This is a genomic window from Desulfosudis oleivorans Hxd3 (genome assembly GCF_000018405.1).
GTDB lineage: Bacteria > Desulfobacterota > Desulfobacteria > Desulfobacterales > Desulfosudaceae > Desulfosudis > Desulfosudis oleivorans.
Map to the genome: position 1 here is coordinate 3194143 of NC_009943.1, position 23827 is coordinate 3217969.

General features: G+C 58.4%; 23 protein-coding genes. 10 read left to right on the forward strand and 13 right to left on the reverse strand.

From position 1 onward, the window contains the following. Positions 1-12 precede the first annotated feature (12 nt). Both DOLE_RS13625 and DOLE_RS13630 read left to right on the forward strand, forming a co-directional pair. Entirely contained in the window at positions 13-1203 is a 1191-nt protein-coding gene (locus DOLE_RS13625; RefSeq protein ID WP_012176068.1) for an FprA family A-type flavoprotein, read from the forward strand. Between the two features lie 2 nt (positions 1204-1205). Then, positions 1206-1391, forward strand: a complete 186-nt coding sequence (locus DOLE_RS13630; protein ID WP_012176069.1) for a ferredoxin — start codon at positions 1206-1208, stop codon at positions 1389-1391. 88 nt (positions 1392-1479) lie between these two features. Here the strand turns inward: DOLE_RS13630 and DOLE_RS13635 are convergent, their stop codons facing one another. Then, positions 1480-1983, reverse strand: coding sequence for a hypothetical protein (locus tag DOLE_RS13635; RefSeq protein ID WP_012176070.1), 504 nt, complete (start codon positions 1981-1983; stop codon positions 1480-1482). A 46-nt stretch (positions 1984-2029) separates the two neighbouring features. Beyond that, positions 2030-4780 carry a pyruvate, phosphate dikinase gene (gene ppdK / locus DOLE_RS13640; RefSeq protein ID WP_012176071.1) on the reverse strand — a complete coding sequence of 917 codons (2751 nt, stop codon included), beginning with the start codon at positions 4778-4780 and terminating at the stop codon, positions 2030-2032. 225 nt (positions 4781-5005) lie between these two features. On the opposite strand from ppdK, the gene DOLE_RS13645 reads away from it, so the two are divergent. Together DOLE_RS13645 and DOLE_RS13650 are read left to right on the forward strand one after the other, a co-directional pair. Beyond that, on the forward strand, positions 5006-5983 hold the full coding sequence (locus DOLE_RS13645) for a class I SAM-dependent methyltransferase (protein ID WP_012176072.1): 978 nt from the start codon (positions 5006-5008) through the stop codon (positions 5981-5983). Continuing rightward, complete coding sequence (locus DOLE_RS13650; RefSeq protein ID WP_012176073.1) at positions 5974-6948, forward strand: tRNA dihydrouridine synthase; 975 nt, start codon at positions 5974-5976, stop codon at positions 6946-6948. Before DOLE_RS13645 ends, DOLE_RS13650 begins: the two co-directional genes overlap by 10 nt. Here DOLE_RS13650 and DOLE_RS13655 read toward each other — a convergent pair. The 6 genes from DOLE_RS13655 to DOLE_RS13675 form a co-directional block, all read right to left on the reverse strand. Next, entirely contained in the window at positions 6935-7129 is a 195-nt protein-coding gene (locus DOLE_RS13655; RefSeq protein ID WP_012176074.1) for a hypothetical protein, read from the reverse strand. The genes DOLE_RS13650 and DOLE_RS13655 overlap by 14 nt on opposite strands. Before the next feature lie 249 nt (positions 7130-7378). Next, entirely contained in the window at positions 7379-8374 is a 996-nt protein-coding gene (locus tag DOLE_RS13660) for a methyltransferase (protein WP_012176075.1), read from the reverse strand. Between the two features lie 200 nt (positions 8375-8574). Next, positions 8575-9375 carry an SDR family NAD(P)-dependent oxidoreductase gene (locus DOLE_RS13665; protein WP_012176076.1) on the reverse strand — a complete coding sequence of 267 codons (801 nt, stop codon included), beginning with the start codon at positions 9373-9375 and terminating at the stop codon, positions 8575-8577. Next, positions 9375-9758, reverse strand: coding sequence for a hypothetical protein (locus DOLE_RS18270; RefSeq protein WP_153304438.1), 384 nt, complete (start codon positions 9756-9758; stop codon positions 9375-9377). Before DOLE_RS18270 ends, DOLE_RS13665 begins: the two co-directional genes overlap by 1 nt. A gap of 54 nt (positions 9759-9812) precedes the next feature. Beyond that, a complete protein-coding gene (locus DOLE_RS13670; protein WP_012176077.1) occupies positions 9813-10874 on the reverse strand; it encodes a branched-chain amino acid aminotransferase in 1062 nt (353 codons plus the stop codon). 111 nt (positions 10875-10985) lie between these two features. Beyond that, positions 10986-11438 (reverse strand): PPC domain-containing DNA-binding protein, encoded by a 453-nt coding sequence (locus tag DOLE_RS13675; RefSeq protein WP_012176078.1) that lies wholly within the window; start codon positions 11436-11438, stop codon positions 10986-10988. A 253-nt stretch (positions 11439-11691) separates the two neighbouring features. Between DOLE_RS13675 and DOLE_RS13680 the strand changes: the two genes are divergently transcribed. Beyond that, positions 11692-12489 carry a YkgJ family cysteine cluster protein gene (locus tag DOLE_RS13680; protein WP_012176079.1) on the forward strand — a complete coding sequence of 266 codons (798 nt, stop codon included), beginning with the start codon at positions 11692-11694 and terminating at the stop codon, positions 12487-12489. An 18-nt stretch (positions 12490-12507) separates the two neighbouring features. Here the strand turns inward: DOLE_RS13680 and DOLE_RS13685 are convergent, their stop codons facing one another. Beyond that, on the reverse strand, positions 12508-13680 hold the full coding sequence (locus DOLE_RS13685; protein ID WP_012176080.1) for an EstA family serine hydrolase: 1173 nt from the start codon (positions 13678-13680) through the stop codon (positions 12508-12510). Positions 13681-13690: 10 nt separating this feature from the next. Beyond that, positions 13691-14725: a 4-hydroxy-tetrahydrodipicolinate synthase gene (gene dapA / locus DOLE_RS13690; RefSeq protein WP_012176081.1), complete on the reverse strand. Its 1035-nt coding sequence runs from the start codon at positions 14723-14725 to the stop codon at positions 13691-13693. 262 nt (positions 14726-14987) lie between these two features. Between dapA and DOLE_RS13695 the strand changes: the two genes are divergently transcribed. From DOLE_RS13695 to DOLE_RS13715, 5 genes are all read left to right on the forward strand, one after another. Continuing rightward, entirely contained in the window at positions 14988-15608 is a 621-nt protein-coding gene (locus DOLE_RS13695; RefSeq protein WP_012176082.1) for a tetratricopeptide repeat protein, read from the forward strand. A 101-nt stretch (positions 15609-15709) separates the two neighbouring features. Continuing rightward, on the forward strand, positions 15710-17023 hold the full coding sequence (gene dsrA / locus DOLE_RS13700; RefSeq protein WP_012176083.1) for a dissimilatory-type sulfite reductase subunit alpha: 1314 nt from the start codon (positions 15710-15712) through the stop codon (positions 17021-17023). A gap of 14 nt (positions 17024-17037) precedes the next feature. Next, complete coding sequence (gene dsrB, locus DOLE_RS13705; RefSeq protein ID WP_012176084.1) at positions 17038-18192, forward strand: dissimilatory-type sulfite reductase subunit beta; 1155 nt, start codon at positions 17038-17040, stop codon at positions 18190-18192. A gap of 70 nt (positions 18193-18262) precedes the next feature. Then, positions 18263-18511, forward strand: coding sequence for a dissimilatory sulfite reductase D family protein (locus DOLE_RS13710; RefSeq protein WP_012176085.1), 249 nt, complete (start codon positions 18263-18265; stop codon positions 18509-18511). 60 nt (positions 18512-18571) lie between these two features. Next, complete coding sequence (locus DOLE_RS13715) at positions 18572-19975, forward strand: cobyrinate a,c-diamide synthase (protein WP_012176086.1); 1404 nt, start codon at positions 18572-18574, stop codon at positions 19973-19975. 243 nt (positions 19976-20218) lie between these two features. Here DOLE_RS13715 and recD2 read toward each other — a convergent pair whose 3' ends face one another. Genes recD2 through DOLE_RS13730 form a run of 3 tightly spaced genes read right to left on the reverse strand, consistent with a single transcriptional unit; the run spans position 20219 to position 23705 of the window. Next, a complete protein-coding gene (gene recD2 / locus DOLE_RS13720; protein ID WP_012176087.1) occupies positions 20219-22429 on the reverse strand; it encodes an SF1B family DNA helicase RecD2 in 2211 nt (736 codons plus the stop codon). Continuing rightward, positions 22426-23010 (reverse strand): D-glycero-beta-D-manno-heptose 1,7-bisphosphate 7-phosphatase, encoded by a 585-nt coding sequence (gene gmhB, locus DOLE_RS13725; RefSeq protein WP_041280583.1) that lies wholly within the window; start codon positions 23008-23010, stop codon positions 22426-22428. Before gmhB ends, recD2 begins: the two co-directional genes overlap by 4 nt. After that, positions 23010-23705 carry a septal ring lytic transglycosylase RlpA family protein gene (locus DOLE_RS13730; RefSeq protein WP_041281192.1) on the reverse strand — a complete coding sequence of 232 codons (696 nt, stop codon included), beginning with the start codon at positions 23703-23705 and terminating at the stop codon, positions 23010-23012. Before DOLE_RS13730 ends, gmhB begins: the two co-directional genes overlap by 1 nt. Between the last annotated feature and the right edge of the window lie 122 nt (positions 23706-23827).

Genomic DNA, 23827 nt, shown 5'->3' on the forward strand with positions numbered 1-23827 from the left:
GAGAGGAATAAAATGGCGGCATTTGAAATTGCAAAAGGTATTTACAGCGTGGGCGCGGTGGACTGGAACGGGCGGGATTTTCACGGCTACTCCACCCTGGCCGGAACCACCTACAACGCCTTTCTGATCGTCGACGAAAAGATTGCCCTGGTGGACACAGTCAAAAGCGGGTTTACCGACCAGCTGCTGGCCAACATCGCCCAGGTCGTAGACCCGAAAAAGATCGACCTGGTCATCAGCAATCACACCGAGATGGACCACTCTGGAGGCCTGCCCCGGGTGATGCATTACATCGGTGAAGACAAGCCCCTGTACCTGTCTAAAATGGGCCTCAAAAACCACAGCCTTCACTTCCGGCAGAAGTGGAACTACCAGGTGGTGGAAAACGGCCAGGAACTGAGCCTGGGCAAACGCACCGTTCAGTTCCTTGAAACCCGGATGCTTCACTGGCCGGACAGCATGTTTTCCTATTTAAAAGAAGACAAGATTCTTTTTTCCAGTGACGCCTTTGGCCAGCACTATGCCGGGCCGGAACGGTTTGACGATGAAATCGGCGACGCCATTTTCCCCCATGCCAAAAAGTATTTTGCCAATATTCTGCTGCTCTACACCGAAAAGATCAAAAAACTCATCGACACCGTGACACAGATGGGGCTGGAATTTAAAATGATCTGCCCGGACCACGGTATTATCTGGAGAAAAGACCCGGGGGCCATCATCTCGGCTTATGCGAAGTGGAGCGACCATCCGGCGGACAACAAGGCCGTGGTGGTGTATGACTCCATGTGGCACAGCACCCAGTCCATGGCTGAAAAAATAGCAGAGGGCCTGGCCGCCGAAGGCGTTGTGGCAAAGCCCATGCACCTGCGCGCCTCGGACCGCAGCGAAGTAATGACCGAGGTGCTGGATGCCGGGGCCGTGATCGTGGGCTCCCCTACCCTCAACAACAACGTGTTCCCAACGGTCATGGACTTCCTGGTTTACATGAAGGGCCTCAAACCGAAAAACAAGATCGGCGCGGCCTTTGGCTCCTACGGCTGGAGCGGCGAATCGGTAAAAGACATTCACGACACCCTTGAATCGATGAAATTTGCCATGCCCGAGCCGGGGTTGAAGATTCAATATGTGCCGGATGAAGACGGACTGGCCGCATGCGTGGAATTCGGCCGCAAAATCGCAAAAGCGTTAAAGGCGGGGCAATAAAAATGAAACAGCCGGTGGTGGAGCTGTCGGACTGCATCCTGTGCGAGGTGTGCCGAGAAGTGTGTCCCTCGGTGTTTCGGTTAAACGACGCGGGCTATATCGAGGTGGCCGACCTGACCGTCTACCCCGAGGCCGAGGTGAACGAGGCCATTGCCAACTGCCCGGCGGGCTGTATTGCCTGGATGTAAATCAAACCCGTGCGTAAAAAAGGCCCGGCGCCATGACGGCTGCCGGGCCTTTTTTGCTTTTTACTGGGCGGTGCATGTAACAAAACGCTTATTTTGTACCGCGTTCAGCCTGTACTGCCTCCGGCGGGAGAATCGGAAACCATCCGGTCATGTCCACGGACTCACCGGTATCCTTGTTCTTGACCGCACGTACCTGAAAAATCCAGCTGCGACCTTCCACGGTGTCCACAAGCACGTTATAGGCGGCGGAAAAGCCGGATACAAAAAGCTGAAACCGCGCCGTTGCCGGCTTTTTGATTTCAGGCCGTTCCCACACCAGCATCTCAATCCACGCCACCTCGCCTGTCAATGACTGGACCAACTGGAAGACCTGGCCGGTGTACCGGTCAAGCCTGAAAAGCCATTTGGGGGCCGTTGCCGACTGGAGCACTTCGTAACGGGCATTGTCCGGCAGCACGGTTTTGTAATGGGCGCCGGCCCTCACTGTCTCCGGCACATCCGGTGCCTCCTGGGCTGCCCATGCGTAAATGCCGTAAAAAAAACACAACACAAACAGGCAGGCCGTTCTTGGTGAAAAGAAGCTATTGCTCATGGACTACCTCACAAAATAGATGCCAGGCGGTCGCGGCACCGGCCCGTCAGGCACCGGCCGGTTTCCGGTTTTTGGATTTCAGGGCCGCATGGGCCGCCGCCAGCCGGGCCACCGGCACGCGAAAGGGTGAACAGGAAACGTAATCCAGCCCCAGTTCGTGGCACAGGGCGATGGATTCCGGATCACCGCCATGCTCGCCGCAGATGCCGCATTCCAGATCGGGCCGAACGCTTCGCCCTTTGGTAACCCCGATCCGCATCAGCTCACCCACGCCGTCCCGGTCAAGGGTGGCAAAGGGGTTGTCCGGCAGAATGTCCTGGTTCAGGTAACTCATCAGAAACCCGGATTCGGCGTCGTCCCTGGAAATGCCAAAGGTGGTCTGGGTCAGGTCGTTGGTGCCGAAGGAGAAGAACTCCGCGTGGGCCGCGATTCGATCGGCGGTCAGGGCGGCACGGGGCAGTTCGATCATGGTGCCGAATTTATAGTCGATGGTGATGCCCTGCTCAGCCATGACTTTTTTAGCCGTTTCCTCAAGCACCTCCCGCTGGCGCTTAAGCTCATTGGCGTGGGTGGTCAGGGGGATCATGATTTTGGGAAAGACGCGAATGCCTTCACGGGTGACTTCACAGGCCGCTTCAAAAAGCGCCCGAACCTGCATACCGGTCAGTTCGGGGATTTGAATGCCCAGCCGAACACCGCGCAAGCCCAGCATGGGATTTTGCTCCTGCAACTGCACGGTCCGTTGTCGGATGCGTTCCTTGCCCCGGATCTGTTGCAACAGGCTGTCTATATCGGCCATGTTGGTCGCGTGGTTGACGCGCATTTTCAGATCGGCCAGTTCGTTGATCAGCTCCACCAGGTCGGGCATGAACTCATGAAGCGGCGGATCGATCAGGCGAATGATGACCGGCAGCCCGTCCATGACCCGGAACAGGCCGGCAAAGTCCTCCCGCTGGAACGGGAGCAGGGCCGCCAGGGCCTCCCGTCGGTCAAAGGGAAGCGTGGCCATGATCATCTTCTGCACATGGGGCAGGCGTTCACTTTCAAAAAACATATGCTCCGTCCGGCACAACCCGATGCCCTGAGCCCCGTACTCCCGGGCACGGCCGGCGTCCACCGGGTAGTCGGCGTTTGCCATCACGTCCAGGGAGCGGATCCGGTCGGCCCATTCGAGCAGCTTGATCAGCCAGGGATCTTTGATGTCCGGTTCCATGGTTTTTATCTGGCCGATAAAAACCTCACCGGTATTGCCATCCAGAGAGAGCCAGTCCCCTTCCTGGATGGTGAGGTCTCCCACCGTCATGCACCGCTTGACCAGGTTGATCTGCAGGTCCGACACCCCGACCACGGCCGGCTTGCCGAACTGGCGGGCCACCAGGGCCGCGTGGCTGGTGCGGCCGCCACGGCTGGTAAGAATGCCGTTGGCCGCCAGCATGCCATGCACATCATCGGGCTTGGTCTCGGGCCGCACCAGCAGCACCTGGCGACCCTGCTCCCTGGCCCAGGTTGCGGCCAGGTCCGCTTCAAAGACCACCTTGCCCACGGCGGCGCCGGGGGAGACATTCAGGCCCCGGGCCAGTACCTTGCCCCCGGCCCTGGCCTCAGCCACGGCCTGATTATCAAACTGGGGGTGAAGAAAGAAGTCGACCTGGCCGGGAGAGACCCGTGCCACCGCCTCCTCCTTTGTGATTCTTCCCTCCTCAACCATGTCCACGGCGATGCGTACCGCCGCCTGGGCCGTACGTTTGCCGTCCCGGGTCTGCAGCATCCAGAGTTTGCCCTTTTCAATGGTAAACTCCATATCCTGCATGTCGCGATAGTGGTTTTCCAGTATTCTGGCGATCTCCTGCAACTGCCGGTAACTTTCCGGCATCTCCGTGGCCAGTTGGTCGATGTTCCGGGTCATTCGGATGCCGGCTACCACGTCCTCACCCTGGGCGTTAATCAGGTAGTCCCCTTCCAGGCCCGGTTCTCCGGTAGCGCCGTTGCGGGTCATGGCCACGCCGGTGGCGCAGTCATCTCCCATATTGCCGAAGACCATGGTGACGATATTAACCGCCGTGCCCAGGTCGTGGGCAATGCCGGCGGCGTTTCGGTAATCAACGGCCCGGCGGCCGTTCCAGCTTTTAAAGACCGCCTCGGTGGACATCTTGAGCTGCTCCACCGGGTCCTGGGGAAAATCGATCTGGGTATGGCTGTGAAAGATGGTTTTAAACTGTTCCGTCAGCAGATGCCACTGTTCGGCCGTCAATTCGGTGTCGGCCGATACCCCGGCCTTTTGTTTGGCCCGGTCAATAGCGGATTCAAAGGGCTCGTCCGGAACCCCCATGACCACGGCCCCGAACATCTGGATCAACCGGCGGTATGCGTCATAGACAAAACGGGGGTCCTGGGTGAGGCGGATCATGCCCTGGGCGGTCTCGTCGGTGAGACCGATATTGAGGACGGTGTCCATCATGCCGGGCATGGAGAACTTGGCACCGGACCGGCAGGAGACCAGCAGGGGGTTTTCACTGTCTCCAAAAATCTTTCCGGTATTTTTTTCAATGGCCAGCAGGGCGCGCAGCTCCTGGTCCCACATATCATCCGGAAAAACGCCGCCACCCTCCAGGTAAGCGTTGCAGGCCTCGGTGGTGACGGTAAAGCCCGGTGGCACGGGCACGCCAAGGCGCTGCATGTCCGCCAGGTTGGCGCCTTTGCCGCCGAACAGCCCCCGCACGGCATCCCAGTCATTGCCGACATTGGCCATGGCCTGATCCAATTCGTCAAAAAGATATACCCATTTGGTTGTTTTCATGGCCCTCTCAAACTGTTTTGATGAAGAACAGACAGCCGCGTGACAAGAAGCAGAAGGCAGTATAGCAAACGGGTGCTGCTTGTCAAACCCCTCCTGTCATGTCGGGAACCGGTTGAAGAGACCCAAAAGGCAGTCCCGGCCGGTTCGGCAAGTGCATTGACTTTTATCAGAAACATCATTACAACCGGACATCAGAGCAATCCCGAAAGAACGGCAGGCAACAGTATGGCATTACCAGACGCGGCATTGTTGGAAAAATACCGGCACCAGGCCCACATGCTGGCCAACCGGGCAAAAAAACAGTACCGGCATTTAAAAAAACGGTTTGCACGGCAGAACATCGAGGTGTTCCGGATCTACGACTGGGACATTCCCGAGATCCGGGCCGTGGTGGACTGGTACGCCGGTCACCTGGTGGTGGGCGAATACACCCGCAAACAGTCCACCCCGGACTGGCTGCCCATGATGGGAGCCGCGGTGGCAGAGGCCCTGGAAGTGCCACCGGCAAAAGTCCATCTGAAGACCCGGCGCACCGGCACCCAGGGGCAAAAGCGCTATGAACGGCTGGCCCGCACCGAGCGAAAAATCGTGATGTCGGAACGGGATTTCAAATTTTACGTCAACCTGGACGACTATGTGGACACCGGCCTGTTCTCCGACCATCGGGATACCCGGCGAATGGTACGGGAGATGGCGGACGGCAAAGACTTTTTAAACCTGTTCTGCTACTCGGGCACATTTACCTGTTACGCGGCCCGGGGCGGGGCCCGGTCCACAACGTCGGTGGACCGTTCCCGCACCGCCATTCGGTGGGCCCGGGAGAACATGGCGTTAAACAGCATTCCGTCAAAGGGCCACACCCTGGTCCAGGCCCATGTGTTCGACTTTCTGGAAAAAGCGGCCGCGGATGCCCGGCGGTTTGACCTGGCCATCGTTGACCCTCCGTCCTTTGCCACCAGCCGGGACGGGGCGCACAACATGGACATTGTAAAAGACCATCCCCGGCTGCTGGAAATGACCGTGGCCCTGATGAAACCCGGCGGCACCATCCTCTTTTCCACCAACCACCAGGCATTTGCCCCCCGTATGGAGCGGCTTGGCGTGGCCGGCATTCAGGAGATCACGTCGGCCACGACTCCAGAGGATTACCGCAACCGGAAAACGCCGATTCACCGGTGCTGGAAAATCACGGTATGCCCATGACCCTCTGCATGGCCCCCATTCGGGGCATCACCGATCATATCTTCCGCACCGCCTTTGCCGAACACTTCGGCGGGTTTGACACGGCGGTGGCTCCTTTTGTTTCCAGCCGTAAAGACAGAAAAATCAAAAGCGCCCACCTGAAAGACCTGCTGCCTGAATACAACACCGCCCTGCCGGTGGTGCCCCAGATTCTGAGCAACAGCGGCGAGGATTTTGTCTATCTGGCCGACCATCTGTACGATCTGGGGTATTCGGTGACAAACTGGAACCTGGGATGCCCCTATCCCATGGTGGCCAAAAAATACCGGGGCGCGGGCCTGCTGCCCCACACGGACCGGATCGCGGAATTTCTCGACACCGTCATGTCCCGCATGAAGGGCGGTCTTTCTGTCAAAATCCGGCTGGGATGGGCGGATACAACAGAGTTGATGGGCCTGCTGCCGGTGCTGCACCGGTATCCCCTGGCCGAGCTGATCGTGCATCCGCGGACCGGGATTCAGCGGTACGAAGGAACCGTTGACCTGGCGGCCTTTGAACGAGTGCTGGAGAACACCGGCCTTCCGGTCATGTACAACGGTGACATTCAGACAGTTGCGGATTTTGCATACCTGTCCGGCCGCTTCAAGGCGGTGGACCGGTGGATGATCGGCCGGGGAGCGCTTGCCGACCCTTTTCTGCCGGCAGCCATTGGCGGCAGTCAGCCGGAGGAAAAAGAAAAGGTGGCCCGAATGCGAAATTTTCACGACGACCTGATGGCCCGCTATACCCTTCGTTTAAACGGACCGGTCCACCTGCTGGACCGGATGAAGGGGCTGTGGCGCTATTTTATCCTGCTCTTTGAAACGCCGGACAAATCCGCCAAATCGATCTTCAAGTCAAAAGAGATCGCCGCCTACCAGGACCATGTGGCCCGGTTTTTTGATACCGGCCCACGAATTGCCAAAAAAAAGCCTACTTTTTTTTGATTTTCTCATGGGCCGGCACGCCGAACACCTTTTTGTAGGAGCGGCAGGCCGGGCAGATCTGCTCTTCGAGCTTTACAAACTCGTAAAGAAACCCCTCCCCCTTTTCCCGTGCCCGGGTGCAGACCGGACAGGAGTCCTTGCAGAAGGAGGCCATTTTTGTCGTTGCTTTTCCGTGTTTCATGATCGGTTCCCTTTGAAAAAGTTTTTCCTTGTTTTATCCAAATCGATATCGCTATCGGGATCGGGATCGAAACTCTCGCCGCCTGTCACGGACGACTTGAATCATCTGCCTCTTCGTGTTCTTCCAAATCTTCGCGCTCTTCGTGTTGAAACATCCCGCTGACTCAATCGGCCGGCCGCTTTTTACGCGAAGGACACGAAGCGCACGAAGATCACGAAGGGGGCCGGTCCCGTTTATCCCTGGTCCAGGTTATGGCTTTTTGGCCGTCAAGATGCCCGAGTCGGTAGGGCCGGCATAAGACAGGCGGGTTATGTCGGTAAACCCGGCGCCTTTGAGCATCAGGGTCAGTTCCCGGTTGGTATAGGACCGGCCCTCGGCTGTGCCGGTAAGCATGTTCAATGAAAAAAGCGCGGGGAAAAGCGGCGACGTGCGGTCGTCATTCAGGATCAGTTCATGGACCGCCACCAGGCCCCCCGGGTCGAGCACCCGGTAAACCTTTTCAAGCATTCGGGAGCAGGTGTCCGGATTTTCGCTGTGAAAGATATGGGACATCCATACCGCGTCGTAAGTGCCGGGCAGATCCTCTTGCAGGTAATCGCCCGCCAGGAAATGCACCCGGCCGGTCATGCCGAAGCGTTCAATGGTTGCCCTGGCCTGGGATTGAGAAGATGGCAGATCCAGCACCCATGCCGACAGGTGCGGGTTGGTTTTGCAGAAGGCGATGGCATACATGCCGGCCCCGCCGCCTAAATCCAGAAGGGCACGCCGGCCTGACAGGTCCATATGGCCCACCAGGCGGGGCGCCGTGAGCATGGCCGTGGTGGACATGGCGTTTATAAACGCCTCACGAACAGCCGGATCGCCAAAGGCAAGCGTTGTGCGCACCGGTTTGCCAGAGGTCACGCACCTGTCAAGCTGCTGCCATGATTCCATGAGGTGGTGGTGATGGAGGATAATGTGACCGATGTACTCCGAAGAGGACGCGGACAGGAACCGGGATCCGGCCGATGTGTTGCCGAACCGGTCCTCTTTCTTTGTCATCAGCTTCATGGCGGCCAGGGCGTTTAACAACCGGGCCGTGCCGTCGCTGTCCGCCCGAATCCGGTCGGCCACTGTTTCGGCGGTAAGGGATTCATTCCCGATGACGGTAAACAGGTCCAGCCTGATGGCCGCGTGCAGCACACAAGAACGCCAGTAGTAACCCGACATCCCCAGCAGACTTCCGGGGTTCCAGTTGCCTTCCATGGTTCTTCTCCTTTATATCATCTTCCAACCCGCAGCCGCTTTTTTAATTTTCGAACCTTATCCAATTTAGTGAATGCGCAGGGTTTTTTTACTGGACCACTTGAATCCTTGAACCCCTGGCCCCTTTAAAACCATCAACTGCACTGAAAATCATGCAAGTCTTTACTCCCACTAATCGGGAGATAAACCTTATTTTTTAATTACAGCCCCCCGTGCAGCAGCACCCCGCCCTCCACGGCCACCACCTGGCCGGTCATGTAGGCCGAGGCGTCAGAGGCCAGGTAGAGCATCAGCCCCACCATGTCGTCGGGCACGGCCACCCGGCCCAGGGGAAAGGCCTGGCCGATCTGCTGAATCTGTTTTTCCCTTTCGTCTTCCGGCAGAAAGGCGAACAGCCCTTCAAAGAGCTTGGTGCGCGTGGCCCCCGGCGCAATGGCATTGACCCGGATCTTGTGAGGCGCCAGTTCCAGGGCCATGGAGCGGGTGGCCATATTGACCCCGGCCTTGGAGATGGAGTAGATGCCCACCTGGGCCTGGGGCGCGAACCCGTCGATGGAGGAGACGTTGATGATGGAACCGCCGGCGCCCTTTTCTTCCATGACCCGGGCCACGGCCTGGCTCAGAAAATAGAGCCCCTTGAGATTGAGGCCGATGATCGAATCCCACAGTTTTTCCTGGGCTTCGAAAATGGTGGCATAGGCCGGGCTGGTGGCCGCGTTGTTGACCAGGATGTCGATTTGTCCGAACTCGGCAACCACCTGCTCCACAATGGCGGGAAGCTGGTCCATGCGGCCCACGTGGGCCGCCACGGGCAGGCACCTTTTCCCTTTGGCCTTTATCTCTTCGGCCACGGGGGCCAGGTTTTCCATCTTGCGGCTGACAATGGCCACGTCAGCCCCGGCATCGGCAAAGGCCAGGGCCGTGGCCCGGCCGATGCCCATGGAACCGCCGGTGACAAGGGCCGTCTTGTTCTCCAGTGAAAACAGTTTACTGATTTCCATCAGGTCTCCTTAACCCCGTTGATCATAAGATATGCAGACGGGGCAACTGTTTTTGTTTGTTTTATCGGGGCATTGATGGCAGCCCCTGCCCATTGCAGCGCAGCCGAGCGCAGGCGGTTTTTTCGGGAAAAAGCGGGCAGGCTGTTTGAGCCCACCGAAGGTGGGCGAGTTCCTGCCCGCTCCGAAAAAACCGTTTGCGCGAGGGAAGCCGGAGGCCAAGCTGCGGGGCCGGTTCTTTTGGTACTTTTCTTGCCGCCAAGAAAAGTACACGGATAAGCGGGATAGGGGAAACAGTCTTTGAGAGCACCGCCGTAAATACAATTCGATTCCGATACCGATAGCGATTTCGATTTGGATAAACAACCGGAGATCTGTCCTGTCATGATAAAACCGTTTTGGGACAATAGTTACCCCGGACATTTCATGAAATGTCCGGGCTATACCGGTTCGATCCACCCGTCCGGCGCCGGCGCGTCGCCATACTGAATACCGGTGAGGGTGTCAAAGAATTTTTTGGACATCGGCCCGGCGCTGCCGTCACCGATGGTCACCTCGAGATCATCGCATTTGATCATGCCCACTGGTGAAATCACCGCGGCGGTGCCGGAGCCGAACACCTCGGAAAGAGCCCCGCTTTTTTGGGCCTCAAACACCTCGTCAATGGAAATTTTTCGCTCGGCCACCGGCATGTCCCAGGACCGGGCCACCTCGATCACCGAATCCCGTGTCACGCCCGGCAGAATGCTACCGTTGAGGGCCGGGGTCACCAACTCATTGTTGATCACGAAAAAGATGTTCATGGAGCCCACTTCCTCCACATACTTCTGCTCCACGCCGTCCAGCCACAGCACCTGGGTATAGCCCTCCTTGTGGGCCTCTTCCGTGGCATAGAGGCTGGCCGCGTAGTTGCCCGCGGTCTTCACATGTCCCACACCGCCACGCACGGCCCTCACATACTTCCGGGTGACCCAGATCTTGACCGGGTTGAATCCTTCGGGGTAGTAGGCCCCCACCGGCGACAGAATGATGGCAAGCCGGTAGGTGTGGGATGACCGCAGGCCCACGTAGGGGTCGGTGGCGATGACGAAGGGCCGGATGTAAAGAGAGGTGCCGTGGGTGGAGGGCACCCATGCCTGGTCCAGGGACACCAGCTGTTTGAGACCGTCCAGCAGATCTTCTTCGTTGAATTCGGGAATGCACAACCGCCGGCACGACTCGTTGAGCCGGGCCAGGTTCTTTTTCGGCCGGTACAGCTGCACCCCGCCGGATGCGGTACGATAGGCCTTGAGCCCCTCAAATACAGCCTGCCCGTAGTGAAGAACCATTGAGGCGGGTGAAAGCTCAAAAGGCCCGTAAGGCTCGATGCGGGGAGTGTGCCACCCCTTCTCGGGGGAGTAATCCATATTGAACATGTGATCGGTAAACACCGTGCCAAAGGCCAGTTCATCATCCTTGGGGTGGGGCTTTAACTCCTGTGCCCGGGTCAGGGTAAGTTCCATCTTCTGTCTCCTGCCGTTTATTTATATATAAAGGTACGTATGCAATAAGATTGATTCGTCGCCGCGCTCCTCGCGATGACGAATCTATTCCCGGGACATCCGGATCAGTTTTCATGAGGTGTCTGTCGTCATTTGCCACAGCATCAGGCCGGTGACCTCGTCATAGGCCCGTTCCGGTGGGGTGCCCACCAGCTCGACAATCTCGATTTCACCGGCAAAAACAAGGGTGTCGGAAAACAGGTGGCCCCCGATGGTTTCGCCGTGAATATCGGCCAGCACAATATGGGCGTGAACAAAGGGCCTGCCCTCTTTTAAGGAGATGTTGCCGGTGCAGGACAGAATCTCAAGCTCCCGGTCCTCCTTTACCGTGACATACACCTGCTGCTTCTGGTCGTAGGCCCCGATGGTGGCTGAGGATACAGCGCCGATCAGGGAAAAAACCCCGCTGCGGATCTCATGCCGGACGCAGAATTCTTCTATGGCACCAAGGATATCCGTGCCGTGGGCCAGCCGGCCTAAAAAGCGCCTGCCTGCGACAAACTCCCGACCTGCAATACCGGACATTGACGTTGTTCCTCTGTTTCAATACGCGGCCAAAGGCCGTTCAAGTCACATACCTTACAGCGGTTTAGCACCAAACGCAAGAATCCGCAAAGCATTTTTTGCCAACGGTTGATTGCCGGCCGACCGTTTTTAACCAGCTCCACCTGTGCAAAAAAGCACGGAAAAACCATGCGTTCCGGTTTTGGCTTTACTATCGAAGCGGAATGTGAAAAATACGGACAGACAAAACAAATAAAAAGGAGTTTTTACCATTATGACTGACAACACCACTTCATCCGGCGGCGGCGCCGCAACCATCAATCCCGTCCGTTTCGGGCCGGAGAGCCGGTTTGTGTTTGAATGCCACAAGGGAGTTCCCTGCTTTACCTCCTGCTGCCGGGGCATCAACATTCTGCTCACCCCCTATGATATCGTCCGGCTCAAAAACCGGCTGGACCTTTCCTCCACAGAGTTTCTGGCCATCTACACCGAGCCCCACCTTCTGGAAAAAACCGATCTGCCGGTGGTGTCCCTGAAGCTGCTTGATGATGAACAGACCTCCTGCCCCTTTGTGCGGGACGACGGATGCATCATTTATGAGGACCGGCCCACGGCCTGCCGCTATTACCCCCTTGGCGTGGCCACCCTGAGCCACAAGGAGACCGATATGCCGGCCCCGGACGGCGACGGGTTCTATTTCTTTGTCAATGAGCCCCACTGCAAGGGATTTGAAGAGAAAAAGGAGTGGACTGTTGCCGAGTGGCGGAAAGACCAGGGCGTGGACATTCACGACGAGATCAATGCCGAATGGACCGACTTGGTGGTGCGAAAACGCTCTTTTCCCGCCAACGTTCAGTTGACCGAGCAGGCCAAGAAGATGTTTTTCATGGTCTCCTACGATGTGGACGCCTTCAAGCGTTTTGTGTTTGAAAGCAGCTTTCTTTCCCGCTACGACATTGATCCCGACACGGTGGAAAAAATCCGCAACAGCGAGGTGGAGCTGCTCAAATTCGGATTCCGCTGGCTCAAAGCGATTTTTTTCAAGGGCGAAGGGTTTACCGTCAAAAAGTAGCCGGCAAAAAAGGAAGAATCACAGGCACTCGTAGGCCGCGTCGATCAGGCGTCTGGCCCGGGGGTCCACCAGAATGAAAGTATCCATTTTGTTCATCACGTAGCCGAATCCCATTTTCGCGTCCGGGTCGGCAAAGCCCAGTGCCCCGCCGGCGCCGGGATGGCCGAAGACCCGGCGGCCCGGCCCCATGCTGCCGGACGGGTTGTCCTGGTTGAGCATGAACCCCAGGCTGAACCGGGTGCGCAGTTTCAATACCGCATCCATGCCTTCGGAAGTCTCCTGAACGCACCGGTTGATGGACTCGGCGGACAGAAGGTGGGTATTGCCCTGCGTGCCGCCGCCGGCCAGCACGCCATAAAGCCGGGCCAGGGCCAGGGCCGTGGCCTGGCCATTGGCCGACGGGATCTCGGCGCCGCGCCAGGCCGCGGTATTGACACCGGTGGCAATGCTTACCGGATTGCCGAAAGCGCAGGACGTGGCGCCAAAGGGGTGGCGTATCATCTCGGCGGTCAACCGAAGGCAGTCTTTATGAATGGTGGGCAGCCTCAGCATCACCATGGTGGCACACCGGTGGTGCTGGGCCGGCTCCAGCCCGATATGCAGGTCCAGCCCCAATGGCCCGGTGATCTCTTCTTTTAAATACTGCCCCACGGTTCTGCCGGTGATGTTGCGGATCACCTGGCCCACCAGCCAGCCGTAAGTGACCGGATGGTATCCCAGGGTGTTATCGCGCCACCAGGGGGACTGGGCCTCCAGTGCCGAGACCATGGTGTTCCAGTCGTACAGGGCACTGGCCGGCTGCCGGCGCTTGAAGGCCACCATGCCGGCGGTGTGGTTCAACAGCATGCGGACAGTGATGTGGCCCTTGTCCTTTTTTTCAAATCCCGGCCAGTAGGCGGCCACGGGCCTGTCCAGATCCAGTCGCCCCTGCTCAGCCAGCCGGTGGGCGCAGATGGCTGTTACCCCCTTGGTGGCCGAATAGATGTTGGCAAGGGTGTTTTCCTGCCAGGGCCGGCGGCTTGTAAAACCGGCGTTCCCGGCCCAGATGTTGACCACCGGTTTGTTGTCGATCACGATGGCGGCGGCGGCGCCCCGTTCCTTTCCGGCTTTGAAATTGGCCACAAAGGTTTTTCGAACCTTTTCAAAGGCCGGATCGCAATACCCGCGAATATCCACCGTGGCAGCCGCCATTTTGTTGTCCTTAATAGTCCGGGTAAACCAGGCTTTTCATGACCCCGCCGTCAAACAGCCGGGCCTCCACGTCAACACCGAAGGATTCGGCCACCGGCGTAAACAGTTCCGGGGCACCGGCAAACACCTTTCGGGCCGCTGCAACCAGGGAGTCAATGCCCGCGGGGGTCATTCTGCCCAGGGGCTGACGGCAGAAGCCTGACGGCATGCCCAGCAGGGCCATCAGGGTCTTGACCGGCAGGGGATTGCGGGCACGGCAGGTAACAGGGCCCAGGGGGGTTTCTTCCGTGGAAACCACCGTGACCCGTTCCAACAGGGGCGAAAGGGCCAGAGAAATTTTACGGCCCTCCTCCTTGTCGCCCCGGTCCAGGGCCGCCACCATTTGGGACATGGCGCCGGGAAAGATATTGGAATAGACCGAAATCACGCCGCAGGCCCGAATCTCCGGGTCGGTCATCATCTGAAACACCAGGTTGTCGTCACCGGACAGGATGTTGAAGGCGTCACCGCAGCACTGGCGGGTTCGCCGCATGTTCTCCAGGTTGCCGGTGGCCTCCTTGACCGTGTCCACATTGGCAAAACGCTGAAACGCCAGGGCCAGGTCTTCCGGCAGCACCTGGGCGCCGGTCCGGCCGGGCACCACGTAGGGAATGATGCGGGTGTCGGGAAAGGCCCGGGCCACGGGTTCAATATATTCCCTGCGTATCTCAAGGGAACTGGGGCCATTATAGTAAGGATCCACCAGCAGCACGGCATCGGCCCCGGCCCGCACGCTGTGCTCCGTGGCTGAAAGGGTTTCCGCAGTGTTGTTGCTGCCGGTGCCGGCGATGCAGATGCCCCGGCCCTTGACCTGCCGGGCGATTGACTCGGTCACCCGGTTGTGCTCGTTCCAGGTCAGGGTGGGGCTTTCGCCGGTGGTGCCCACGGCCACGATGCCGGCAATACCGTTTTCCATCTGAAACGCCACCAGGCGGGAAAGACCCTCCTCATCCACCCCGTGATCATCAAACGGTGTGATCAGCGCCGTATAACATCCCGGTCTCATATCTCCTCCTGTCACTTTCAACAATATGGTTTTACTGCTTGTTATCACACACGCCGGCGAATAACAATATCAAAAGCCGCCTTGAACCTGTTCCCTGCCCGTTTTAAAAATGGCCAAAACCCGAAAAGCGGGACGGTTTTCTTTGGTTTTGGTTTCTTTTCTCTTGACAACCCCCCCATGGTGCAGCTTAGAATAGCTCCTTTATATAGCAGAGATTTTTTATAAATTCCGGCTTCCATATTCCGGGCCAAAAGAGAGACAGATGACACAATCCATTAATGCCGACGCCTATTTGGAGCAACACAAAAACGCCGTGCAGGCCAACCCCACCTGCGGCATGACCCGCTATAACTACGCGGTGGCCCTGCTGGCCCAGAAACGGTTTGACGAGGCCGAACACGAGCTCAAGGAGGCGGTCGATTGCAGCCCCACCTTTTCCGAGGCCTATGTACTGCTGGGTGGCATTCGCATGCACCACAACGATTTGGAAGGCTGCCTGCTTTACAATCAGAAAGCGGTCAACGCCAGAGAGGGGTTTTCCGAGGGCTACGGCAATATCGGGTTTGTTCATCTTCAGCAGGGCAACATTGAGGCGGCCATCGAGGCCCTTGAAAAAGCGGTGGCCCTCAACCCCAACTTCATTCAGGCTTATGCCAACCTGGGCAATGCCTACCTGATACACGGGCAGGTCGACAAAAGCATCGAGGCCAGCAAGAAGGCCCTAGAAATTGAGTCGGCTTTTGCCGTGGCCCATAACAACCTGGCCATCGCCTACCTGGAAAAGGGTGAAATTGAACTGGCCGCGACCCATTGCGAAAAGGCCGAAAAGCTGGGATACGCCGTGGCTCCGGAAATTAAAAAGGAAATTGACACCGCTGGATAGGATCCCCTGGTAACGGGGACTATATATAGCAGTACGAGGCGTGAGTGTTTTGACTGCCGACAGGCAAGATCATTTTCATTATTCACAAATGGAGGAAAAGAATGGCAAAACATCAGACTCCTTTGCTTGACCAGCTGGAGTCCGGACCGTGGCCCAGCTTTGTGTCCGACCTCAAGCAGGAAGCAGAGGCAAGAGCGAAGAACGAGAAGAACATCGAGTACCAGATCCCCCAGGACGTGGTGGAAGACCTTCTTGGTGTTCTGGAACTGTCCTTCAAGGACGGTGTCACCCACTGGAAGCACGGCGGCATCGTGGGCGTGTTCGGCTACGGCGGCGGCGTTATCGGCCGTTACTGCGACCAGCCCCAGCAGTTTCCCGGCGTGGCTCACTTTCACACCATGCGCGTGGCCCAGCCCGCGGGCAAGTTCTACACCACCAAGTACCTCAATGACCTGTGCGACCTGTGGGAGTTCCGGGGCAGCGGCCTGACCAACATGCACGGCTCCACCGGCGACATCATCTTCCTGGGCACCACCACGCCCCAGCTGGAAGAGATCTTCTTTGAACTGACCCACACGCACAACCAGGACCTGGGCGGCTCCGGCTCCAACCTGCGGACCCCCTCAGACTGTATCGGCGAGGCCCGGTGCGAGTATGCCTGCTACGACACTCAGGCTCTGTGTCACTACCTGACCAACGAGTACCAGGACGAGCTTCACCGTCCGGCATTCCCCTACAAGTTCAAGTTCAAGTTTGACGGATGTCCCAACTGCTGCGTGGCCTCCATCGCCCGGGCCGACCTCTCCTTTGTCGGCACATGGAAGGACGACATTCAGGTCGATCAGGATGCGGTCAAAGCCTATGTGGACGGCACATATCCGCCCAATGCCGGCGCCCATTCCGGTCGTGACTGGGGTGCCTTTGACATTAAGGCCGAAGTAATTGACCGCTGCCCCACGGGCTGCATGAAGTACGAAAACGGCAAGCTGGAAATCGACAACCGGGAATGCACCCGGTGCATGCACTGCATCAATGTCATGCCCAGGGCCTTGAAACCCGGCAAGGAAAAAGGTCTTTCCATCCTGGCCGGCGCCAAGGCGCCCATTCTTGACGGTGCCCAGATGGGCTCCCTGCTGGTTCCCTTTATCAAGGTCGAAGAGCCTTACGACGAGATCAAGGAAGTGATCGAGGCGGTATGGGACTGGTGGATGGAAGAGGGCAAGAACCGCGAGCGCCTGGGCGAGCTGATGAAGCGCCAGGGCTTCCAGAGACTGCTTGAGATGACCAACATCAAGCCCGTTGCCCAGCATGTAAAGGAACCCAGGACCAATCCGTACATCTTCTGGAAGGAAGACGAGGTTCCCGGCGGTTTCGAGCGTGATATCAAAGAATATCGTAAAAACCATCAGAGATAAGAAAGGGGAAAACAATGGCTTTTATATCCTCTGGTTATAATCCAGCTGAGCCGATGAAGGACCGTATCACCGATATCGGCCCGAGAAGTTACGAAGAGTTCTATCCGCCCGTGATTGCCAAGAACAAGGGCAAATGGGCCTACCACGAAATCCTTGAGCCCGGCATTCTGGTTCATGTATCCGAAACTGGCGACGAGGTTTACACCGTGCGCGTCGGCGGATGCCGCCTGATGTCGGTTACCCACATCCGCGAAATCTGCGAAATCGCGGACAAGCACTGCGACGGGTACCTGCGCTTCACCACCCGTAACAACATCGAGTTCATGGTGGATTCCAAGGACAAGGTGGAGCCGCTGAAAAAAGACCTGGCCGGCCGGAAATTTGCCGGCGGCAGCTTTAAGTTCCCCATCGGCGGCACCGGTGCCGGCGTCACCAACATCATTCACACGCAAGGGTGGATTCACTGTCACACCCCGGCAACGGATGCTTCCGGCCCTGTAAAGGCGACCATGGACGCCCTGTTTGACCACTTCCAGAGCATGGACCTGCCGGCCCAGGTGCGGGTCTCCCTGGCCTGCTGCCTGAACATGTGCGGCGCGGTGCACTGCTCGGATATCGCCATTCTGGGCTACCACAGAAAACCGCCCATGATCGAGGACGAGTACCTTGACAAGATGTGCGAAATTCCGCTGGCGGTGGCGGCCTGCCCCACGGCGGCCATCAAGCCCGTCAAAAAGACCCTTGAGGACGGCACCGAAGTCAAGACCGTGGCCGTGAACAACGAGCGGTGCATGTACTGCGGCAACTGCTACACCATGTGCCCGGCCCTGCCCCTGGCGGACAAAGAGGGGGACGGTATCGTGATCATGGTGGGCGGCAAGGTCTCCAACCGGATCAGCGCGCCCAAGTTCTCCAAGGTGGCGGTGGCATTTCTGCCCAATAATGCGCCCCTGTGGCCTGAAACCACGGCGGTCATCAAGCAGATCATTGACGCCTATTCCAAGGACGCCAGAAAATACGAGCGGGTCGGCGAGTGGGCCGAACGGATCGGGTGGGAACGATTCTTTGAGAAGTGCAACCTGGAATTCACCCATCACCTGATTGACGATTTCCGTGATCCCGCCTACTACACCTGGCGGCAGACGACCCAGTTCAAGTTCACTGACTAGTCACTTAACCGGCAATAGAGAGACGGGGATGATCTCCGTCTCTCTTTTGCCTTTTTGAAGGAGAGCTACCATGGCGGATATGGATCAGGAAACTGCAAACAAAATGGTTATCGAGGCGCTGCAGAAAAAGCAGAAGACCAAGTCCAAGTTTTATTTTTCCGATCTTCAGGACATCCTGGGCTTGAAACCCCGTGAAGCCAAGAAGTTTGTCAACAAGATGGTTGAAGCGCAGATCCTGGAGTTCTGGTCAAGCGGCAGCACCACCATGTACGGCCTGAAGGGAACGGGCAAACAGGCCGGGGCGGAGCACGAAGACTAGTTCTTCACCTGCACCCCGCCACACAAACAGGGACGCACCTTTTCCCCTGGTGAGGCTTTAATGCAACACCCCATTCACTGCCCGCGGCTGGTCTTTTCCGCGTTAAGAGGCGGGGCGGGAAAGAGTACTGTTGCCATAGGCGTCACCGCCGCACTGAAGCATCTGGGAAAACGGGTCGCGCCTTTTAAAAAAGGTCCCGACTATATTGACGCCGGCTGGCTTTCATTGGCAGCCGGCGTTTCCTGTCGGAACCTGGACACCTTCTTCATCCCTTCCGAAGCGGTTCTTTCCTCCTTTTTCACCCATACCACCGGCATGGAGATTGCCGTCATCGAAGGTAATCGCGGCCTTTACGACGGCATTGACATCGACGGTCGCACCAGCACCGCGGAAATCGCCAAGCTGCTGGGGGCACCCGTGGTGCTGTGCCTGGACTGTACCAAGACCACCCGCACATCAGCGGCCGTCGTGGCCGGGTGCATGCAGTTTGACGAGGCCACCCGAATTCGCGGCGTTGTTTTAAACCGCGTGGCCGGTCCCCGGCACGAATCCATTGTACGCCGATCCATTGAACACTACTGCGGCATTCCAGTGGTAGGGGCCATTCCCAAGCTGGCCGACGAGGAGTTTCCCGAACGTCACATGGGCCTGGTGCCCACCTTCGAGCATGCATGGGCCCAGGAGGCGGTGGAGGCGGCAGCCCGGATCGCGCAACAGTATATCGACCTGGATGCCGTTGCCGCCATTGCCGACGAGGCCCTGCCGGTTGAGTCGCCAGCGCCGGAAGCCGCGGCAGCGCCCCTTTCCGGCTTTCAACCAGTGGTTGCAGTGGCCCGGGACGCGGCCTTTCAGTTTTACTATCCGGACAACCTGGAGGCACTGGAGCGGGCCGGCGCCGATCTGGTATTTGTCAGCCCGATTGCGGACCCATCGCTTCCGGCGAATATCGACGCCCTTTATCTGGGTGGCGGATTTCCCGAAACCCACGCAAAAGAACTGGCCGCCAATGCGTCGTTCCGGCAGCGGGTGCTTGAGCTGGCCGAGGCCGGACTGCCCATTTATGCCGAGTGCGGCGGCCTGATGTACCTGGGAAAAGAGCTGGAACTGAAGAATACCGCATACCCCATGTGCAATGTGCTGCCGGTCTCCTTTGGCATATCGGCCAGGCCGGCGGGCCATGGCTATACCATCTCGATGGTGGACCGTGAGAATCCGTGGTTTCCCGTTGGTATGGAGATTCGGGGCCATGAGTTCCGCTACTCTACGGTACGACAGTGGGAGGGGTCCGATGCCGACCTGGTGTTTTCAACCACCCGGGGCAAAGGGTTTGTCAGTCACCGGGACGGCATCTGCCGCACCAACGTCTTTGCCGCCTACACCCACATTCACGCCCTGGGCACACCGGCCTGGGCCCCGGCCCTGGTGGCCAATGCGGCTCGCTTTCACTCCCAGCACCATTCCTGATTCAACCCTTCGTCTTCATAAAACAAGAGCGTCACACCCGGAGCATATGATTTCGATTTGGATAAAACCAAAATTTAATCGTACTCGTACTCTTACTCGTGATCATGATCTTTTTCTTCGTGATCTTCGTGGTATTCGTGTTGAAACATACTGACTGCCCGGCGCGGCTGACCGCTTATGACACGAAGACCGCGAAGATCACGAAGGAAGCGAAGGTGGGACAAAAAAATACCGGTATTGCAATCAGGTCATATCGTCCTGCGCAAACCGTTCCTCGTCGATGATGGCCGGGTTGAGGCGGGCGGCCAGAAGCGACAGCCGGGTTTTCGGGGTGTTTTTCCGCATGGCCACTGCCACTGCTTTTGATGTCCCCACCAGCACCACCAGTTGCCGTGCCCGGGTCATGGCGGTATAAAAAAGGTTACGCTCCAGCATGGTGTAATGCCGGGTGGTCATGGGCAGCACCACCGCCGGGTACTCCGATCCCTGGGACTTGTGCACCGTGATCGCATAGGCCAGGGTCAGCTCATCGGCTTCGACCACATCATATTCGACGATGCGGCCGTCATAGTTCACATCAATCATGCGCCGCCGTGTGTCCACAGCCGCCACAGTACCGATGTCGCCGTTGAACACCTCCTTGGTGTAGTTGTTTCTCAGGTGCATCACCTTGTCGCCGGGCCTGAAACCGGCCAGTGTCTCTTTATTCCCGGGGCCATCCGGGTTTAATGCCTGCTGGAGTGCATGGTTCAAAGCGATGGTGCCCAGCGGGCCCTTGTGCATGGGGGTGAGTACCTGAATATCGTTTGCCGGGTCCAGGCCAAAGGTTCGCGGCAACCGGGAAACACACAGGTCTTTTATCGTGGCGGCGATTTCTTCCTGAGTTTCTTTTTCTACAAACCAGAAGCCGGTATCCGGGGAGATGGCAGCGGCGGACGCCAGGTCCGGCGGCTCGCTCCGGCGAATGCGGTGGGCGTTCCGCACAATGGCGCTCTGTTCAGCCTGGCGGAACACCTGGGTCAGCTCAAACACCGGCAGGCTGCCGGATGCAATCAGATCCCGCAGCACGTTGCCCGGGCCCACCGACGGCAGCTGATAGACATCCCCCACCAGCACCAGCCCGGCGGTTACCGGAGTGGCGGACAGCAGGGCAAAAAAAAGCGGAATGTCCACCATGGAGGCCTCGTCCACCACGATCACGTCGGCGCGAAGCTGGTTGTCCTGATTTTTCAGAAAAGGGGTTTCCTCAAACCCGATGCCCAGCAGCCGGTGAAGGGTGACCGCCTCCTTGCCGGACACTTCGCAGAGACGTTTGGCGGCCCGGCCCGTGGGCGCGGCCAGCATCACTTTTTTACCGGCACCCTCGAACACCGCGGCAATGGCCCGGATCAGGGTGGTCTTGCCCGTGCCCGGCCCTCCGGTCACCACCACCACCCGGTGGGAAAGAATGTTTTGAATCACCGCCAGCTGTTCGACAGAGGGCTGAATGGCCAACTGCCGCACCACCTGGTCCATGATCTGGTCGCTGTCGGCCCGGTCCGTGGTGACAGGGACCGAGGCAAACGCGGCCAGCCGGGCCGCGATGCCGGTTTCAGCGGCGTACAGGTCCGCCGGATAAACAATGGCCACATCCGGGTCCGGGCCGGGCATCTCGGTTATCACCAGTTCCTCGGCCCGGGCCAGCTCGAAAAGGGCGGTCTCCACATCCGCTGGGTCAATGTGAAACTGCGTGCCGCAATGGTCCACCAGGTGGGAAACAAAGGCAAACACGTTGCCTGCCGTTCTGTTCTGGTCCAGGGTGTGGCGCACGCAGGCCCTTATCCGCCGGGGGTCGTCGGCCCTGGCACCTGAAGAAAGGGCGATGGTGTCGGCGATCACAAACCCGGGGCCCGGCAGGTCCTCGGCCAGGCGAAAGGGGTCGGCCCGCAGGATATCCACCGCCGCCTCTCCATACGCCCGGAAAATCCGGGCGCTGAGGGAGGCATCCACCCCTTTTTCCTGCAAAAACACCATCAACTCCCTGACAGCATGGTGCTCGCGCCAGGCATTCCGGATCATGAGCGCTGTTGCTGCGCCGATGCCCGGCACTTCGGCCAGCCGCTCAGGCTGGTTTTCAATCACGGAAAATGTCTCTTTGCCGAAATGGCGGGTGATCTTTCTGGCCATGGCGGTTCCAACGCCCTGGACCAGGCCGGATTGCAGGTAGTTCTGAATACCTTCCACCGTGGCGGGAAGGGTGACGTCACAGGTTTTCACGGAAAACTGCTGGCCGTACCGGGCATGGGTAGTCCATTCGCCGGTGAGGGTAACGGTCTGCCCCGGCGTCACGCCGGGCAGGATGCCCACCACCGTGACAAGGGTGCCGGGCCGGGCCACACGCAGACCGGCAATGGTGTAAAAAGTGGAAGGATGGCGATATCGAATGGTCTCCAGGACCCCTTGAAGCGTAATCATGCGGCCGGATCCGAATCGTGATTTTTGATCATCCACAGGGCCGCCTCCAACAGGTCGGCGGCCACCCAGGTGGGAAAAACCTGCTTTTCGGCCAGCTCTTTTTCCGCCTGTCTGCCGTTGCCGGTTCTGACCAGAATCGAACAGCCACACCCGGCGGTCCGGGCGCATTCAATATCTTCCGCACTGTCGCCGATCATCACCGAAGAGAGCAGGTCCACGTGATATTTTTCGCGGGCCTGCTGAATCAGGCCGGGCAAAGGCTTGCGGCAGCCGCACCGGTCCGCCGGCACATGGGGGCAGTAAAACACGTCAACAATGCGCCCGCCGGCGTGTTCCGCCTCCTGCCGCATCTTGGCGATCATGTAGTCAAGGCAGGACCGGGTCATCAGGCCACGGCCCACGGCCGGCTGGTTGGTGATTACCATCAGGATGAACCCGGCTTCGGTGAGCCGCTGAATGGCTTCCAGGCTGCCGGGCACAAAGGTCACTTCGGCCCAGTTCTTCACATAGCCGGGGAAATCCTCGTTGATCACCCCGTCCCGGTCCAGGAACACGACATTTCGAAGTTCGGGCGCTTCCATCATTCCGCCACAATAAATGCATCTTCAAAACCGGCCGCGGCCATCTGGGAGCGGGCCGCCTCAGCCGCTTCCCGGGACGGGTACCGCCCCACCCGCACCCGGTGAAACGTATCCACCCCGTCAAAAAATTCCGTCACATGCACATGGGCAAACCGTTTTAAAAGGGATGCCTGAAAATTGTCGGCGTTCTGCCGGCTGGCAAAGGCCCCCACCTGAAAGGCAAACACCCCCTCTTCTTTGCCGAGCCGCACATCACCGGGATGGGGTTCCAGGGCCGTGATGCGCACCGGCGCGGTGCCCGGACCGATTACGCCCAGTTCCCTGGCCGCGGCATAGGAGAGGTCGATGACCCGGCCGGCCACAAAAGGTCCCCGGTCGTTGATTCGCACTTCAAGGGATTTTCCGTTCTGTTTGTTATACACCGTGACCCGGGTGCCCAGGGGAAGCGTCTTGTGGGCCGCGGACGGTTTATGCATATCATAAACCTCGCCGCTGGCGGTTTTCCGGCCGTGAAACGGCTCGCCATACCAGGAGGCCATGCCCTCTTCAGTAAAACCGGCAGCGCTGGGCAGCAGCCTGTATTCTTTGCCGAACTGACGGTACGTACCGGTGGATGGTTTTGCCGGCGGCGTGGAAACGACCCGGGTCGCGCATCCCGACATCAGCAGGCAGACAAGGAGGAAACCCCATGGCAAAAAACAGTGATATCTGCTACCATGCGGCCTGAAACGGGAAAAAACATTGCTCATTTTAACACCCGGGTTAAAGGTTATAACCGGTCAACTGTTTATTTTATGTCATGATCATGACCAATAAT